Source organism: Pseudarthrobacter sp. NS4, assembly GCF_024758005.1.
Taxonomy (GTDB): Bacteria; Actinomycetota; Actinomycetes; order Actinomycetales; family Micrococcaceae; genus Arthrobacter.
The window spans coordinates 1664210-1680848 of record NZ_CP103288.1; the positions used below are offsets into that span (position 1 = coordinate 1664210).

Sequence of the window (16639 nt, forward strand, 5' to 3'; positions counted from 1 at the left end):
GCTTGAAGACAAACATCTACACACCCCCCACTAAGGAGCATTCAAAGTGACTGAACGCATTGTGCTGGCCTATTCCGGCGGCCTGGACACCTCCGTAGCCATCGGCTGGATCGGTGAAGCCACCGGCGCTGAGGTCATCGCCGTGGCGGTTGACGTCGGGCAGGGCGGCGAGTCCCTGGAGACCATCCGCCAGCGTGCGCTGGGCTGCGGCGCCGTCGAAGCCTACGTTGCCGACGCCTCCGACGAGTTCGCCAATGAGTACTGCATGCCCACGCTGAAGGCCAACGGCCTCTACCAGGGCCACTACCCGCTGGTTTCCGCCATCTCCCGGCCCGTCATCGTCAAGCACCTGGTCAAGGCCGCGCGCGAATTCGGCGCCACCACCGTTGCCCACGGCTGCACCGGCAAAGGCAACGACCAGGTCCGCTTCGAAGTGGGCATCCAGACCCTCGGCCCGGACCTGAAGTGCATCGCACCGGTCCGCGACCTCGCCCTGACCCGCGACAAGGCCATCGCCTTCGCCGAGGAAAAAGGCCTGCCCATCGAGACCACCAAGAAGAACCCGTACTCGATCGACCAGAACGTCTGGGGCCGCGCCGTGGAGACCGGCTACCTCGAGGACATCTGGAACGGCCCCACCAAGGACATCTACGACTACACCGCCACCCCGGAGTTCCCGCCGGCACCGGATGAGGTCATCATTTCCTTCGAAGCCGGCGTTCCGGTAGCTATCGACGGCGTCAAGGTCACCCCGCTGCAGGCCATCAAGGAACTCAACCGCCGCGCCGGAGCGCAGGGCGTGGGCCGCATCGACGTCGTTGAGGACCGCCTCGTCGGCATCAAGTCCCGCGAAATCTACGAGGCCCCGGGCGCCATGGCACTGATCACTGCGCACAAGCACCTCGAGGACATCACCGTCGAGCGCGAACAGGCCCGTTTCAAGGCGACCGTTGGCCAGCGCTGGTCAGAGCTGGTTTACGACGGCCAGTGGTTCTCCCCGCTGAAGCGCTCCCTGGAGGCCTTCATCGAGGACACCCAGAAGTACGTCTCCGGCGACATCCGCATGACCCTGCACGGTGGCCAGGCCATCGTCAACGGACGCCGCTCCGACACCTCGCTTTACGACTTCAACCTGGCCACCTACGACACCGGCGATACCTTCGACCAGTCCATGGCCAAGGGCTTCATCGAGCTGTGGGGCATGTCCGCTAAGGTAGCCTCCGGCCGCGACATCCGGGTCGCAGGTCAGTGACCAGCACGGGCCCACGAGCGCAGGAGTCCATGGGTGAGCGCAGCGAGGCTGGGGCGCGTTCGGGGACGAACACAGGTGCATTGTGGGGCGGCCGGTTCGCCGGCGGCCCCGCCGATGCCCTCGCCGCGCTGAGCAAATCCACGCACTTCGACTGGCGGCTTGCCCGCTACGACATCGCCGGTTCCAAGGCCCACGCCCGGGTCCTGCACAAGGCGGGCCTGCTGGACGACGCCGAGCTGGAAGGCATGCTGGCAGCCCTCACACAGTTGGACGAGGACGTTGCGTCGGGAGCCTACCTGCCGGCGGAGTCCGACGAGGACGTCCACGGTTCCCTGGAACGCGGGCTTATTGAGCGGGCCGGGCCACAGCTGGGCGGCAAGCTCCGCGCCGGCCGCTCCCGCAACGACCAGGTGGCAACCCTGGGCCGGATGTTCCTGCGCGACCATGCCCGGATCATCGCCCGCGGAGTGCTTGCCACAGTGGACGCCCTGGTCGATCAGGCCAAGGCCCACCACGGCGTTGCCATGCCGGGCCGCACCCACCTGCAGCACGCACAGCCGGTCCTGCTCAGCCACCACCTGCTGGCCCACGCCTGGGCGCTGCTGCGCGACGTGCAGCGGCTCCAGGACTGGGACAAGCGCGCTGGCATCTCACCGTACGGTTCGGGAGCCCTGGCGGGGTCGTCGCTGGGCCTTGACCCTGAAGCGGTGGCCGCAGACCTCGGCTTCTACTCGGCAACCCACAACTCGATCGACGGCACCGCATCGCGCGACGTCTTCGCAGAGTTTGCCTGGGTGTGCTCCATGATCGGCGTGGACCTGTCCAGGATTTCGGAGGAAGTGATCTTCTGGGCCACCAAGGAGTTCTCCTTCGTCACGCTGCATGATTCGTACTCCACGGGGTCCTCGATCATGCCGCAGAAAAAGAACCCGGACGTGGCGGAACTGGCCCGTGGCAAGGCCGGGCGCCTGATCGGCAACCTGACCGGGCTGTTGGCGACGCTCAAGGGCCTGCCCCTGGCGTACAACCGCGACCTGCAGGAGGACAAGGAACCGGTGTTCGACGCTGCGGACACCCTGGAGCTGCTGCTCCCGGCCGTGTCCGGCATGATCGCCACCCTCACCTTCAACAGGGAACGGATGGAATCGCTGGCACCCCAGGGCTTCGCACTGGCCACGGACATCGCCGAGTGGCTGGTCCGCCAGGGCGTCCCGTTCCGCGAGGCGCACGAGCTGTCCGGTGCCGCCGTGAAGCAGGCCGAATCACGCGGCGTCGAGCTGTGGGACCTGACCGATGCGGAGTACGCAGCCATCTCGGAGCACCTCACCCCCGAGGTCCGGACAGTCCTGTCCACCGAAGGTTCGCTGAACAGCCGCAACTCCCAGGGCGGCACGGCACCGGCCGCCGTCGAACGCCAGCTTGCCGCGCTTGAAGCGGAGCTGAACGAAGTACGGGAGTACGCCGGCTAGGAGCAACGCTCTCCCGGATCCTGCACCGATTTGGCCAACGCTCTCTCACTTTCGGTAAGAATGTGGGAGAGCGTTGGCGATATTCATGCAACAACTGATAGAGCGTCGGGCGTTTACGCCGAAGACTTCCCGCTACCATGGCGCCATGAGCGAAACCTTCCGGAAGTTTCTTCGCACGCTGCCCGACTTCCCGGACACCCTGCCCGGTTTTGACCCTGCCAGTGTCCCCACAGATCCCGCGGAGCTGTTCAAACAGTGGCTGGACGAAGCACTGGCCGCGGGGGAGCAGCAGCCACACGCGTTCAGCCTCGCCACCGTCAGCGGAGAACAGCCCTCCTCACGGATGCTGATCCTGAAAAACATCGACGACGACGGCTGGCACTTCGCCACATCCCGCACCTCCCGCAAAGGGCGGGAGCTTTCCGGGGCACCGCGCGCGGCCATGAACTTTTACTGGCCTTCCCAAGGCAGGCAGGTCCGGGTGGCGGGACCGGTCGTGGAGCTGTCAGCCGAAGCTTCCGCTGTTGATTGGGCGGAGCGGCCGCGCGCGGACGGCAGCACCAACCCGGACTGGCAGCTCTATGCAGTCCAGCCCACCGAGTACGAATTCTGGCAGGCAAGCAACGACGGAGAGCACGTCCGCCACCTCCTCGGGCCCGACGGGCTGCCACGGGGCTAGGATGAACGCCATGACCGCTCCTGAACCCGATGAGCTGCTCGCCAGGCTCCACAAGGCCGCCGACGACGTTGCCGCTGATGCTGCCAGGTTCAGCGACGAGGATCTGCGGGCTCCCTCCGCTCTTCCGGGCTGGACGCGGGGACATGTCCTGGCGCATCTCACGGGGATCTCAAATGCCATGGCCCGGCAACTCGAGTATGCAGCGCGCGGAGAAACCATAGAGCTGTACGACGGCGGGATGGACGGACGCAACAAGGCAATCGACATGGCTGCCGGTCATGACGCTGCCACCCACCTCGCTGACCTGACCGCTGCCTTGGCCAGGGTGATGAAGGCGTTCGATGCACTGCCCGGAGCCAAGGAATCCACTGGCAACCGCACCGGCTGGTACGCACCCATCGCCTACCGCGGGGGAGTGGTGATGGACGGCGGGCTGGCACTCTGGCGCGAACTCGTCATCCACGCTTCCGACCTGCCGGGTGGCAGGGGACCGGAAACCTGGAGCCGGCCCTTCTGCGAACACCTGTTCGATTTCCTTGCCGCCCGTGTGCAGCCGGACGACAGACTGGTGCTGCAGCCCCTTGGCCTCCCGCCCGTGAGCATCGGCAGCGGCAACCGGTCCACCGTGGTGAGCGGGATGATCACGGATATCGCTGCCTGGCTGGCAGGGCGTGAACCCACGCTGGGCAGCCTGAGGGCATCGGCGGCCGCGGACGGCGTGGACCTCCCCGCCCTGCTGCCGTGGCCGTCGGGCACCCCCGCTGCCAAGTAGCTGAGTCGCGGTTCACACTGCTTCGCGGGCCAGCAGGCTTTCCTTCACCCGCAGGCCCCAGCGGAATCCGCCGAGCGAGCCGTCGGTACGGATCACCCGGTGGCAGGGCACAAAGAGCGCCGCGGCATTGAAGGCGCAGGCACTTGCGGCGGCCCGGACGGCCTTCGGATTGCCCGCCAGGGCGGCGTATTCCGTGTACGTGACCGGGAATCCTGGTTTGACCAGACGGAGGACATCCCAGGCATGGGCCCGGAACGGGCCGGACACCTGCCGCACGGGGACCTGCATCGCGGGCGCCGGATCGCCGGCATAGAAGGCTTCCACAGCGGCGGAGATGCCTTCCAGTCCGGAGACCAGTTCAAGGGTGGCGGGCCGCAGGGTCGGGTGAATCTGCCCCGTCAGGTCACCGGGTTTTTCTGTCCAACCGCTGGAAAGGACGACGCCGTCCTGGGCGAGGATGGTGAACGGACCGTCCGGGGTGGTCATCTGAAGCAGCTGGGCCTTCATCGCATCGCTTTCTGGGGAACGTCATTTTTTGCACGGGTTGTGGGTACGGCGGCAGCGCGCCAGAGGTGCATGGTGGCATAGGAGCGCCAGGGGCTGACTTCCTGGAAATCGGGGTTCAGCCGGGCGAGGCCGTTGGCCAGGGCACGGACCCCGTTCCTGACGGCAGCGTCATTGGCAAGGAAGACGTCCGGGGCACCGATGACCCGCATCGCCACGTAACCAACTGTCCACGGCCCCACGCCGGGCAGCGGAAGCAACATGGCGGTGAGGCCGGCAAGGTCATTTCCGTAGCCGGGGTCGATCCGCCCTTCGGCCATGGCGGCGGCAGCGTTGAGGAGCGATTCTGTCCTTCTCCGCGGGCCACGCAGCAGATGTCCCGCCTCAGCGACTTCGGCCGGAGTGGGAAACAGGCGGTCAAGGCCGTCGCCGGGGACGCTGCTGGGACTGCCGGCGGCGGATAGCTGGGTCAAGGCGGTCCGGGCGGCCGCCACCGTGATCTGCTGCCCCACCATGGCCCGCACCAGCAGTTCCTGGGGATCCAGCGCGCCGGGCATCCTGATGCCCGGCGTCCGCTCCACCGCAGCTGCCAGCCGGGCGTCCTCCGCCAGGGCGGCGTCAATGGCCTCCGGGTCCGCATCCAGGTCGAACAGCCTCCGGACGCGGCTCAGCAGGGCCGGAAGGTCGCGCAGGTCCACCGCGCCGATGGTGAGGGTGAGGGGCCGCTCCCGGGCGCCGGCGTCGTACTCCACCCTGAAGCGGGCGTCCGCATGCGGCAGCCGCAGCGTGCGGGCGTAGGAATCAGCTGTACCTGCTTCGATTCCGGGGATGGCCCGCACCGCCAGGAAGGTGAAAATGCCAGGGTCGAAGGGCTTCCTGTAGGGGAGGCTAAGCGTCAGTGCGGTGGCGCCCCCTGCGGTTTTTCCGTGCCGGCCGGTCAGGCGCAAGGCTGTGGGCGTCATGTCGAAGACGTCGAGCATGGTTTCGTTGAACTGCCGGACGCTGCTGAAGCCGGCCGCGAATGCGACGTCGGCGAGCTTCATCGACGTGGAAACCAGCAGGGTACGGGCAGTCTGGGCGCGTCCCGCCCGGGCGAGCGACAGCGGTCCGGCCCCGAGTTCCTGGGTGAGGATCCGGTTGAGCTGGCGGGAGGAGTAGCCCAGCCGGACAGCAAGGCCCTCCACCCCGTCCCTGTTGATCACGCCATCGTTGATCAGGCGCATGGCGCGTCCGGCCACGTCCTGGCGGAGGTTCCAGGCCGGTGTGCCGGGAACCGCCTCCGGGAGGCACCGCTTGCAGGCCCGGTAGCCGGCTTCGTGGGCTGCGGCGGACGTTTCGTAGAAGGTCACGTTCGAAGCCTTGGGCGTCCTGGCCGGGCACGAGGGGCGGCAATAGATTCCAGTTGTCCGGACGGCAGTGTAGAACTGCCCGTCGAAACGGGTGTCCCGGGCATCGATTGCCCGGTAGCGCTGCCAGAAGTCCATCACTCCATCCTGCCAGCCGCCGGGGATAGCTACTAGCGGAAATCGGACACGGCCGTGCCCCGCCCGGAAGGGGGAAAGCGCTGAAGCCGGCCGATGTGGGTAAGGTCTGGCCATGAGTGAAATTGCCTTGCCCGCCGGCCGGCCGTTGCGGGAGATCCTCGCCGGCGATGCCCGGGAGCTGGCCCCGCTGCTGCTGGGGGCCGTCCTCACGCACGATTCACGCGAAGGACCGGTGTCCGTCCGGCTGACCGAGGTGGAGGCCTACCTGGGACCGGAGGATTCTCTGCACCCGGATCCGGGCTCGCACACCTACCGCGGCCCCACCCCCCGCAACGCGCCCATGTTTGGCCCCGCCGGGCACCTCTACGTCTACTTCACCTATGGGATGCATCACTGCACCAATATCGTGTGCGGGCCGGACGGTGTGGCCTCCGCCCTGCTTTTGCGTGCAGGGGAGATCGTGGAAGGGCTGGAGCTGGCGCAGCGGCGGCGGCCCACGTCCAAGAGTCCGGCTGACCTCGCCAGCGGCCCCGCGCGGCTCGCCAAGGCATTGGGCCTGACGACGGCGGACAGCGGCCGTGACGCGCTGGCGCCGCCTTTCGGGCTGGTCCTTCCGTCCCGGCCGGCCGTGCACGTCAGCTCCGGCCCGCGCGTTGGCGTGGCCGGAGCCGGCGGCTCCGATGAATATGCCTGGCGCTTCTGGATCACCGGGGATCCCACCGTCTCCAAGTACAAAGCCGCCCAGCCCCGTGGGACGAAACGTAGCGTCCGGGCCGCTACCGCAGCCAGGTTTCACCAGCGTTAACAGAAATGGTTGTAGAATGGACGGTCTGTCTTTTGCGATAGGGGAACGTTAATGCTCGACGCCGATTTGGCCCACGAACGGGAGTACGTAGCCGGCCTGTATGCCCGGCTCGAAGAGCTCCGCGAGGAAAAGCGCCGGCAGCTGGCGCAGGTCCGCCGGGCCGGGGCTGTAGGCACCATGCAGAACGTTTCCGAACGCGACGCTTTTGCCGCCCTGTATGAGGACCGCCTGGCGCAGCTGGATGCCGTGGATGACCGGCTGGTCTTCGGACGGCTGGACCTTGATTCCGGCGAGGCGCAGTACATCGGCCGCATCGGCCTCACCACCGAGGACCTCCAGCGGCTGATGGTGGACTGGCGTGCGCCCGAAGCGGGGCACTTCTACCAGGCCACCGCGTTCGACCGGCAGGGTGTGCGGCGCCGCCGGCACCTGATCCTGCAGGGCCGCGAGGTCAAGGCCATTGAGGACGACGTCCTGGATGCCGGGATGCTGGCGGATAACGAATCGCTGCAGGGCGAGGGCGCCCTGCTCGCTGCGTTGAACTCCAAGCGGACCGGCCGGATGTCGGACATCGTCAGCACCATCCAGTCGGAACAGGACCGCATCATCCGGTCCTCCATCTCCGGCGCCCTGGTGGTGCAGGGCGGGCCCGGCACGGGCAAGACCGCGGTGGCGCTGCACCGCGCCGCCTACCTCCTCTACACCCACCGTGACCGCCTCAAGAGCGCAGGCGTGCTGCTGGTGGGACCGTCGTCGTCGTTCATGAAGTACATCGAACGCGTGTTGCCCTCACTGGGTGAAACGGGTGTGGTGATGGCCAGCGTTGGCCGGCTGATGCCCGGCATCCAGGCCGTGCCGGAACCGGATGCCGCCGTCGCCGCGATCAAGGGCCGGCTGGATATGGCGGAGATCGTGGCGAATGCTGTATCAAACCGCCAGCGCATACCCGCGGAAAACAGGATCCTGGAGGTGGACGGGCGGAAGCTGGTGCTGACGCCCAGGCAGGTCCGGCGTGCCCGGGAACGTGCGCGGTCCACCGGCAAGCCCCACAACGAAGCGCGGCTAACGTTCGTCAAGATCCTGCTGCGGGAGTTGACGGAACAGCTGACCGAACTCGTCGAGGCGGGAAACATCGGCAACAACGCCGACCGCTCGTATCTGGCCGAGGATGTCCGTACAGCGCGTGACGTCCGGATCGCCCTGAACCTGTGCTGGATGCCCATGACCCCGGAGAAGCTGGTCTCCGAGCTGTTCAGCAAGCCGGCCGTGCTGGAATTCTGTACACCCAGGCTGTCTCCGGCGGAACGTGCCCTGTTGCTTCGCCCGGCCGACGCGCCCTGGACCGAATCCGATGTGCCGCTGCTGGATGAGGCCGCCGAACTGCTCGGCGAACTTGATCCTGCGGCGGGACGTGGACTGGCACAGCAGGAGCACGACCGCGCCCGCGACCTGGCCAACGCCAAGCAGACACTAGTCAACATGGAAACTGCCGGGGTTGACGCCCTCATGACGGCTGAAGACCTGGTGGATCAAAACCAGGAACGCGAGGCCAGGCTGACCGCTGCCGAGCGTGCCACCAGCGACCGCACCTGGGCATTCGGGCACATCGTGGTGGACGAGGCCCAGGAGCTGTCGCCCATGCAGTGGCGGCTGCTGGTGCGTCGCTGCCCCCTGAAGTCCTTCACCATCGTGGGGGACATTGCCCAGACCAGCTCTGTGGCCGGCGCCAATTCATGGCAGGGCGCTCTCGCCCCGCTGTTTGGCGACCGGTGGCAGCTGGAGGAGCTGACGGTCAACTACCGCACCCCGTCACAGGTCGCCGAGGCCGCGGTTCGGATGGCAAACGCGGCCGGCCTGGTGGTATCCGCACCGAAAGCCGTCCGGGAGGGCCGCTGGTCACCCATCATCGACGAAGTGGAGCCGGGTACCGTGGTCGACCGGCTGGTGGAGATCCTGCCGGAGGAACTGGACGCGCTCGACGGCGGCTTGCTGGCAGTGATTGCCGAGGGTGACCTGTTGCCGCAAGCCACCGCAGCTCTGCGCGCCGCTTACGGGCGCCGCATCGGTACGGGGGCCGGCAGCTACGAACAGGACATCGTGGTCATCAGCCCACGTGACGCCAAAGGCCTGGAGTTCGACGGCGTCGTGGTCCTGGAACCGGCCAGGATGCTCAACCATGAGCACGGCAAGGTGGGCGACCTCTACGTTGCCATGACCCGCGCCACCCAGCGGCTGCGGATGATTGCCGCAGAACCTGTTCCGGCAGGCATCGTCCGCTAATCCGGCGGCCTCCAGTACTGCTAACTTAGAAAGCGTGCCAGACATCAACAGCCTCGAATCGCAACACAACGACCCCTCTTTTGCCAACATCTGGCAGGAGCTGAAATGGCGTGGCCTGGTCCACGTCTCCACCGACGAAGCTGAGCTGGAAAAGCTCCTCGCCGGCGGGCCGGTCACGTACTATTGCGGTTTCGATCCCACCGCGCCGAGCCTCCACCTGGGCAACCTGGTCCAGCTGCTGGTCATGCGGCGGCTGCAGCTGGCGGGCCACAAACCGCTGGGCCTGGTGGGCGGTTCCACCGGGATGATCGGCGATCCCCGCCCCACAGCGGAACGCACCCTTAACACCAAGGACACGGTTGCCGAGTGGGTGGGTTACCTCCAGGCGCAGGTGCAGCGCTTCCTCAGCTTCGAGGGGGACAACGCCGCGCGGATGGTGAACAACCTGGACTGGACTGCGCCGCTGAGCGCCATCGATTTCCTCCGTGAGGTGGGCAAGCACTTCCGGGTGGGCACAATGCTCCGCAAGGATGCCGTCGCTTCCCGCCTGAACTCCGACGAGGGGATCAGCTACACGGAGTTCAGCTACCAGATCCTGCAGGGTATGGACTACCTGCAGCTCTACCGCGATTACAACTGCGTGCTGCAGACCGGCGGTTCCGACCAGTGGGGCAACCTCACCAGCGGTACCGAGCTGATCCGCAAAGTGGAGGGCAAGAGCGTTCACGCCCTGGGAACCCCGCTCATCACCAACTCCGACGGCACCAAGTTCGGCAAGAGCGAGGGCAACGCCATCTGGCTCGACGCCGGCATGTGCAGCCCGTACGCCTTCTACCAGTTCTGGCTCAACACAGCCGATGCAGATGTGGTGGACCGGTTGAAGGTCTTCACCTTCCTCACCCGCGCGGAGATCGAGGAAATGGCCATGGCTGTTGCGGAGCGTCCCTTCGCCCGTGAAGGGCAGAGGAAGCTTGCCTTTGAGGTGACCTCCCTCGTTCATGGGGTGGAAGCCACCGAAAAGGTCATTGCAGCTTCTGCCGCCCTCTTTGGAAACGGTGACCTGGCTGCGTTGGACAAGCCGACGCTCCAGGCGGCGACTTCCGAACTCCCGTCGGCCACCGTCCAGGTGGACGCGCTCGGAATCGTGGACCTCCTTGTTGCCTCGGGGCTCTCGGAGAGCAAGTCCGCAGCCCGCCGCACCGTGGGCGAAGGCGGTGCCTACGTCAACAATGAAAAGGTGCTGGACCCGGAAGCCGTGATCTCGGAGGATGAACTCCTGCACGGGCAGTACCTGCTGCTCCGCCGGGGGAAGAAGAATCTGGCTACCGTCGAGGTACTGGTTCCGTAACGGGGAAATATGCCATCTGCACGCCCCTCCGCAGCCGATTTGCACGGCCGCGGAGGGGCGTGTATTGTTTTCTGAGTCGCCGCCGGTGAGTGGTGACAAACCCCCTACTAATGAGAAGCAATTCTTGGTCACGCAGAGCGTGGATTGAAGAAAATGCTTCTCTTTATGCTGGGCGGATTCATTCCACCGAGTGAATTCCGGAAAAACAACCGGATTTGCAAAAGTGAATATGAATGAAATAAGATTGAAACATCGCAGCGAAGAAATACGAGATAAGAATTCAAATTATTGAATTATTTCGGGAATATTCGAATGTGTCTGTTGTTTGAGAACTCAATAGTGTGCCAAGTTTGTTGATACCGATTTGTTTTTTGAATTGGTTGAATTGACTGGATCGTCCGCCCCTGTGGGTGGTCTGGTTTTTACAGCTGGTTTCAAATTTTGCAGTGTGGTGGCCGCGTTTTCCCGTGGTGCCATGTTGTGTCTGTTTTTGTTTTACTTCAACGGAGAGTTTGATCCTGGCTCAGGATGAACGCTGGCGGCGTGCTTAACACATGCAAGTCGAACGATGAAGGGAGCTTGCTCCTGGATTAGTGGCGAACGGGTGAGTAACACGTGAGTAACCTGCCCTTAACTCTGGGATAAGCCTGGGAAACTGGGTCTAATACCGGATATGACTGATCATCGCATGGTGGTTGGTGGAAAGCTTTTTGTGGTTTTGGATGGACTCGCGGCCTATCAGCTTGTTGGTGAGGTAATGGCTTACCAAGGCGACGACGGGTAGCCGGCCTGAGAGGGTGACCGGCCACACTGGGACTGAGACACGGCCCAGACTCCTACGGGAGGCAGCAGTGGGGAATATTGCACAATGGGCGCAAGCCTGATGCAGCGACGCCGCGTGAGGGATGACGGCCTTCGGGTTGTAAACCTCTTTCAGTAGGGAAGAAGCGAAAGTGACGGTACCTGCAGAAGAAGCGCCGGCTAACTACGTGCCAGCAGCCGCGGTAATACGTAGGGCGCAAGCGTTATCCGGAATTATTGGGCGTAAAGAGCTCGTAGGCGGTTTGTCGCGTCTGCCGTGAAAGTCCGGGGCTCAACTCCGGATCTGCGGTGGGTACGGGCAGACTAGAGTGATGTAGGGGAGACTGGAATTCCTGGTGTAGCGGTGAAATGCGCAGATATCAGGAGGAACACCGATGGCGAAGGCAGGTCTCTGGGCATTAACTGACGCTGAGGAGCGAAAGCATGGGGAGCGAACAGGATTAGATACCCTGGTAGTCCATGCCGTAAACGTTGGGCACTAGGTGTGGGGGACATTCCACGTTTTCCGCGCCGTAGCTAACGCATTAAGTGCCCCGCCTGGGGAGTACGGCCGCAAGGCTAAAACTCAAAGGAATTGACGGGGGCCCGCACAAGCGGCGGAGCATGCGGATTAATTCGATGCAACGCGAAGAACCTTACCAAGGCTTGACATGGACCGGACCGGGCTGGAAACAGTCCTTCCCCTTTGGGGCTGGTTCACAGGTGGTGCATGGTTGTCGTCAGCTCGTGTCGTGAGATGTTGGGTTAAGTCCCGCAACGAGCGCAACCCTCGTTCTATGTTGCCAGCACGTGATGGTGGGGACTCATAGGAGACTGCCGGGGTCAACTCGGAGGAAGGTGGGGACGACGTCAAATCATCATGCCCCTTATGTCTTGGGCTTCACGCATGCTACAATGGCCGGTACAAAGGGTTGCGATACTGTGAGGTGGAGGAGCTAATCCCAAAAAGCCGGTCTCAGTTCGGATTGGGGTCTGCAACTCGACCCCATGAAGTCGGAGTCGCTAGTAATCGCAGATCAGCAACGCTGCGGTGAATACGTTCCCGGGCCTTGTACACACCGCCCGTCAAGTCACGAAAGTTGGTAACACCCGAAGCCGGTGGCCTAACCCCTTGTGGGAGGGAGCTGTCGAAGGTGGGACTGGCGATTGGGACTAAGTCGTAACAAGGTAGCCGTACCGGAAGGTGCGGCTGGATCACCTCCTTTCTAAGGAGCACCTACAAGCGCCGGCCTCGTGTATGCGGGGTGCGGGGGTTTGTCAGGAGTAATGCCCGTTGCGCAGACGATTGTTCTGCGGCGGGTGCTCATGGGTGGAATATCAACAAATAGCGGCTGCTTGTTCTTCTCCTCGTTTAGTACGGATGCTTTGGTGTCCTGGAACGGTGGGGTGGGGTGGAAGTGGTTTAGTGTTTGGCACACTGTTGGGTCCTGAGGCAACAGGACCGGGGTTGCTGCGGCTTTGGCTGTGGTGGTTTCCGGGTTTGTTTGTTTCTGGTTTCCTGGCTGCATCGATCATGCGCGTTTGTGTGTGTGGGGTGTGTGGTTTGGGGTTGTTGTTTGAGAACTACATAGTGGACGCGAGCATCTTTTATAAGAAGCAATTTCCAAGAATATGAACCTGGATCTGGCTGCGCTGTTGATGCCCTTTGGGGTGTTGGGGTGTGGTTGGTTTTCGTGGTTCTCTCGTGAATTAGTTTTTTGATCTTTTGTGGTCAAGTTTTTAAGAGCACACGGTGGATGCCTTGGCATTAGGAGCCGAAGAAGGACGTAGGAATCTGCGATAAGCCTGGGGGAGTCGATAACCGGACTGTGATCCCAGGGTGTCCGAATGGGGAAACCCCGCCGAGCGCGCGAGTGACTCGGTGACCCGCATCTGAACACATAGGGTGCGTGGAGGGAACGCGGGGAAGTGAAACATCTCAGTACCCGCAGGAAGAGAAAACAATAGTGATTCCGTTAGTAGTGGCGAGCGAACGCGGATCAGGCTAAACCGTTCCATGTGTGATAGCCGGCGGGCGTTGCATGGTCGGGGTTGTGGGACTTTCCATACCAGTTCTGCCGGGCTGGTGGGGTGTGATGTGCGCGCATAGGTGAACGGTCTTGAAAGGCCGGCCAGAGAGGGTGTTAGCCCCGTAACCGTAATGCGTTTGTGCCGCCTGTGAGAGTATCCCAAGTAGTACGGGGCCCGAGAAATCCCGTGCGAATCTGTCAGGACCACCTGATAAGCCTAAATACTCCCTAATGACCGATAGCGGACCAGTACCGTGAGGGAAAGGTGAAAAGTACCCCGGGAGGGGAGTGAAACAGTACCTGAAACCGTGTGCTTACAATCCGTCGGAGCAGCCTTGTAGTTGTGACGGCGTGCCTTTTGAAGAATGAGCCTGCGAGTTAGTGTTACGTCGCGAGGTTAACCCGTGTGGGGCAGCCGTAGCGAAAGCGAGTCTGAATAGGGCGTTGCAGTGGCGTGATCTAGACCCGAAGCGAAGTGATCTACCCATGGCCAGGTTGAAGCGACGGTAAGACGTCGTGGAGGACCGAACCCACTTCAGTTGAAAATGGAGGGGATGAGCTGTGGGTAGGGGTGAAAGGCCAATCAAACTTCGTGATAGCTGGTTCTCCCCGAAATGCATTTAGGTGCAGCGTTGCGTGTTTCTTGCTGGAGGTAGAGCTACTGGATGGCTAATGGGCCCTACAAGGTTACTGACGTCAGCCAAACTCCGAATGCCGGTAAGTGAGAGCGCAGCAGTGAGACTGTGGGGGATAAGCTTCATAGTCGAGAGGGAAACAGCCCAGACCACCAACTAAGGCCCCTAAGCGTGTGCTAAGTGGGAAAGGATGTGGAGTTGCTCAGACAACCAGGAGGTTGGCTTAGAAGCAGCCATCCTTAAAAGAGTGCGTAATAGCTCACTGGTCAAGTGATTCCGCGCCGACAATGTAGCGGGGCTCAAGTACACCGCCGAAGTTGTGGCATTCAAATATTAGCTAAGCCCTTGTGGTTCAGGCGTTTGGATGGGTAGGGGAGCGTCGTGTGGGCGGTGAAGTCGCGGTGTAAACCAGCGGTGGAGCCTACACGAGTGAGAATGCAGGCATGAGTAGCGAAAGACGGGTGAGAAACCCGTCCGCCGAATGATCAAGGGTTCCAGGGTCAAGCTAATCTGCCCTGGGTAAGTCGGGACCTAAGGCGAGGCCGACAGGCGTAGTCGATGGACAACGGGTTGATATTCCCGTACCGGCGAAAAACCGTCCATGCTGAACAGGGGATACTAACTGCCCGATACCTGCCTGACCGCCCTTGTGGTGGAAGGGTTTTGGTGGAGCGCAGGACCTGATCCTGGGAGGCAAGCGTATTAACAGGTGTGACGCAGGAAGGTAGCCAAGCCGGGCGATGGTTGTCCCGGTCTAAGGATGTAGGGCGAACGGTAGGCAAATCCGCTGTGTTCATGATGCCTGAGATCTGATGGGACCCCCGTTTGGGGGAATTTGGTGATCCTATGCTGCCGAGAAAAGCATCGACGCGAGGTTTTAGCCGCCCGTACCCCAAACCGACACAGGTGATCAGGTAGAGAATACTAAGGCGATCGAGAGAATTATGGTTAAGGAACTCGGCAAAATGCCCCCGTAACTTCGGGAGAAGGGGGGCCCCAACCTTGAACACCACTTGCTGGTGGGAGGGGATCGGGGCCGCAGAGACCAGGGGGAAGCGACTGTTTACTAAAAACACAGGTCCGTGCGAAGTCGCAAGACGATGTATACGGACTGACTCCTGCCCGGTGCTGGAAGGTTAAGAGGACCGGTTAGCCTCACGGCGAAGCTGAGAATTTAAGCCCCAGTAAACGGCGGTGGTAACTATAACCATCCTAAGGTAGCGAAATTCCTTGTCGGGTAAGTTCCGACCTGCACGAATGGAGTAACGACTTCCCCGCTGTCTCAACCATAACTCGGCGAAATTGCAGTACGAGTAAAGATGCTCGTTACGCGCAGCAGGACGGAAAGACCCCGAGACCTTTACTATAGTTTGGTATTGGTGTTCGGAGTGGCTTGTGTAGGATAGGTGGGAGACGTTGAAGCCCGGACGCCAGTTCGGGTGGAGTCATCGTTGAAATACCACTCTGGTCACTTTGGACATCTAACTTCGGCCCGTAATCCGGGTCAGGGACAGTGCCTGATGGGTAGTTTAACTGGGGCGGTTGCCTCCTAAAAAGTAACGGAGGCGCCCAAAGGTTCCCTCAGCCTGGTTGGCAATCAGGTGTCGAGTGTAAGTGCACAAGGGAGCTTGACTGTGAGAGAGACATCTCGAGCAGGGACGAAAGTCGGGACTAGTGATCCGGCGGTACATTGTGGAATGGCCGTCGCTCAACGGATAAAAGGTACCTCGGGGATAACAGGCTGATCTTGCCCAAGAGTCCATATCGACGGCATGGTTTGGCACCTCGATGTCGGCTCGTCGCATCCTGGGGCTGGAGTAGGTCCCAAGGGTTGGGCTGTTCGCCCATTAAAGCGGTACGCGAGCTGGGTTTAGAACGTCGTGAGACAGTTCGGTCCCTATCCGCTGCGCGCGCAGGAAATTTGAGAAGGGCTGTCCTTAGTACGAGAGGACCGGGACGGACGAACCTCTGGTGTGTCAGTTGTACTGCCAAGTGCACCGCTGATTAGCTACGTTCGGATGGGATAACCGCTGAAAGCATCTAAGCGGGAAGCTCGCTTCAAGATGAGATTTCCATACACCTCGTGTGTGAGAGGCCCCCAGCCAGACCACTGGGTTGATAGGCCGGATGTGGAAGCGAGGACTAACGACTCGTGAAGCTGACCGGTACTAATAGGCCGATAACTTACACCACACACCACCCCGCAAACGATCCTTCAAAAGCGTTTGCACCACGGGGTCGGTAAAAAGATAAACAAGACTGCTTGCGTCCACTATGTGGTTCCCAAACAACAAACCAAACCACGGTTCGTTGCCACGGGAACACAACTGAATAACAACACCACAATTGTTGTAACCAAAAACTTCCCACACCACCCCACAGGGGGCCGGTGACGGGTCAAAGGGTTACGGCGGTCATAGCGTGGGGGAAACGCCCGGTCCCATTCCGAACCCGGAAGCTAAGACCCACAGCGCCGATGGTACTGCACCCGGGAGGGTGTGGGAGAGTAGGTCACCGCCGGACAACCATTAGGTCGAGAGCCTCCAAACACACGTTTGGAGGCTCTCCCACTTTAACCAC

9 protein-coding genes and 3 rRNA genes are annotated in these 16639 nt (G+C 62.3%); 10 read left to right on the top strand and 2 right to left on the bottom strand.

The genetic code is table 11. From position 1 onward, the window contains the following. The first annotated feature begins 46 nt into the window (after positions 1-46). The 4 genes from NXY83_RS07795 to NXY83_RS07810 all read left to right on the top strand — a co-directional run bounded on the left by NXY83_RS07795 (position 47) and on the right by NXY83_RS07810 (position 4172). Positions 47-1252 carry an argininosuccinate synthase gene (locus tag NXY83_RS07795; protein WP_258805512.1) on the top strand — a complete coding sequence of 402 codons (1206 nt, stop codon included), beginning with the start codon at positions 47-49 and terminating at the stop codon, positions 1250-1252. Between the two features lie 29 nt (positions 1253-1281). Then, on the top strand, positions 1282-2721 hold the full coding sequence (gene argH / locus NXY83_RS07800; protein WP_258805513.1) for an argininosuccinate lyase: 1440 nt from the start codon (positions 1282-1284) through the stop codon (positions 2719-2721). A gap of 145 nt (positions 2722-2866) precedes the next feature. Beyond that, positions 2867-3400, top strand: a complete 534-nt coding sequence (locus NXY83_RS07805; RefSeq protein WP_258805514.1) for a pyridoxine/pyridoxamine 5'-phosphate oxidase — start codon at positions 2867-2869, stop codon at positions 3398-3400. 10 nt (positions 3401-3410) lie between these two features. After that, positions 3411-4172, top strand: a complete 762-nt coding sequence (locus NXY83_RS07810) for a maleylpyruvate isomerase family mycothiol-dependent enzyme (protein ID WP_258805515.1) — start codon at positions 3411-3413, stop codon at positions 4170-4172. 12 nt (positions 4173-4184) lie between these two features. Here NXY83_RS07810 and NXY83_RS07815 read toward each other — a convergent pair whose 3' ends face one another. Both NXY83_RS07815 and NXY83_RS07820 read right to left on the bottom strand, forming a co-directional pair. Further along, the gene (locus NXY83_RS07815; RefSeq protein ID WP_258805516.1) at positions 4185-4679 is read right to left on the bottom strand and encodes a methylated-DNA--[protein]-cysteine S-methyltransferase; all 495 of its coding nucleotides are present in this window, start codon (positions 4677-4679) and stop codon (positions 4185-4187) included. Then, the gene (locus NXY83_RS07820; protein ID WP_258805517.1) at positions 4676-6160 is read right to left on the bottom strand and encodes an AlkA N-terminal domain-containing protein; all 1485 of its coding nucleotides are present in this window, start codon (positions 6158-6160) and stop codon (positions 4676-4678) included. Before NXY83_RS07820 ends, NXY83_RS07815 begins: the two co-directional genes overlap by 4 nt. A gap of 112 nt (positions 6161-6272) precedes the next feature. Between NXY83_RS07820 and NXY83_RS07825 the strand changes: the two genes are divergently transcribed. The 6 genes from NXY83_RS07825 (at position 6273) to rrf (ending at position 16582) form a co-directional block, all read left to right on the top strand. Further along, positions 6273-6965: a DNA-3-methyladenine glycosylase gene (locus NXY83_RS07825; RefSeq protein WP_258805518.1), complete on the top strand. Its 693-nt coding sequence runs from the start codon at positions 6273-6275 to the stop codon at positions 6963-6965. Positions 6966-7016: 51 nt separating this feature from the next. Further along, a complete protein-coding gene (locus NXY83_RS07830) occupies positions 7017-9245 on the top strand; it encodes a HelD family protein (RefSeq protein WP_258805519.1) in 2229 nt (742 codons plus the stop codon). A gap of 34 nt (positions 9246-9279) precedes the next feature. After that, a complete protein-coding gene (gene tyrS / locus NXY83_RS07835; protein ID WP_258805520.1) occupies positions 9280-10593 on the top strand; it encodes a tyrosine--tRNA ligase in 1314 nt (437 codons plus the stop codon). Between the two features lie 500 nt (positions 10594-11093). Continuing rightward, positions 11094-12620 (top strand): 16S ribosomal RNA (locus tag NXY83_RS07840). Between the two features lie 504 nt (positions 12621-13124). After that, positions 13125-16252, top strand: a 23S ribosomal RNA gene (locus tag NXY83_RS07845). Positions 16253-16465: 213 nt separating this feature from the next. Further along, positions 16466-16582, top strand: a 5S ribosomal RNA gene (gene rrf, locus NXY83_RS07850). The 16S, 23S and 5S rRNA genes sit together here, the layout of an rRNA operon. The last annotated feature ends 57 nt before the right edge of the window (positions 16583-16639 follow it).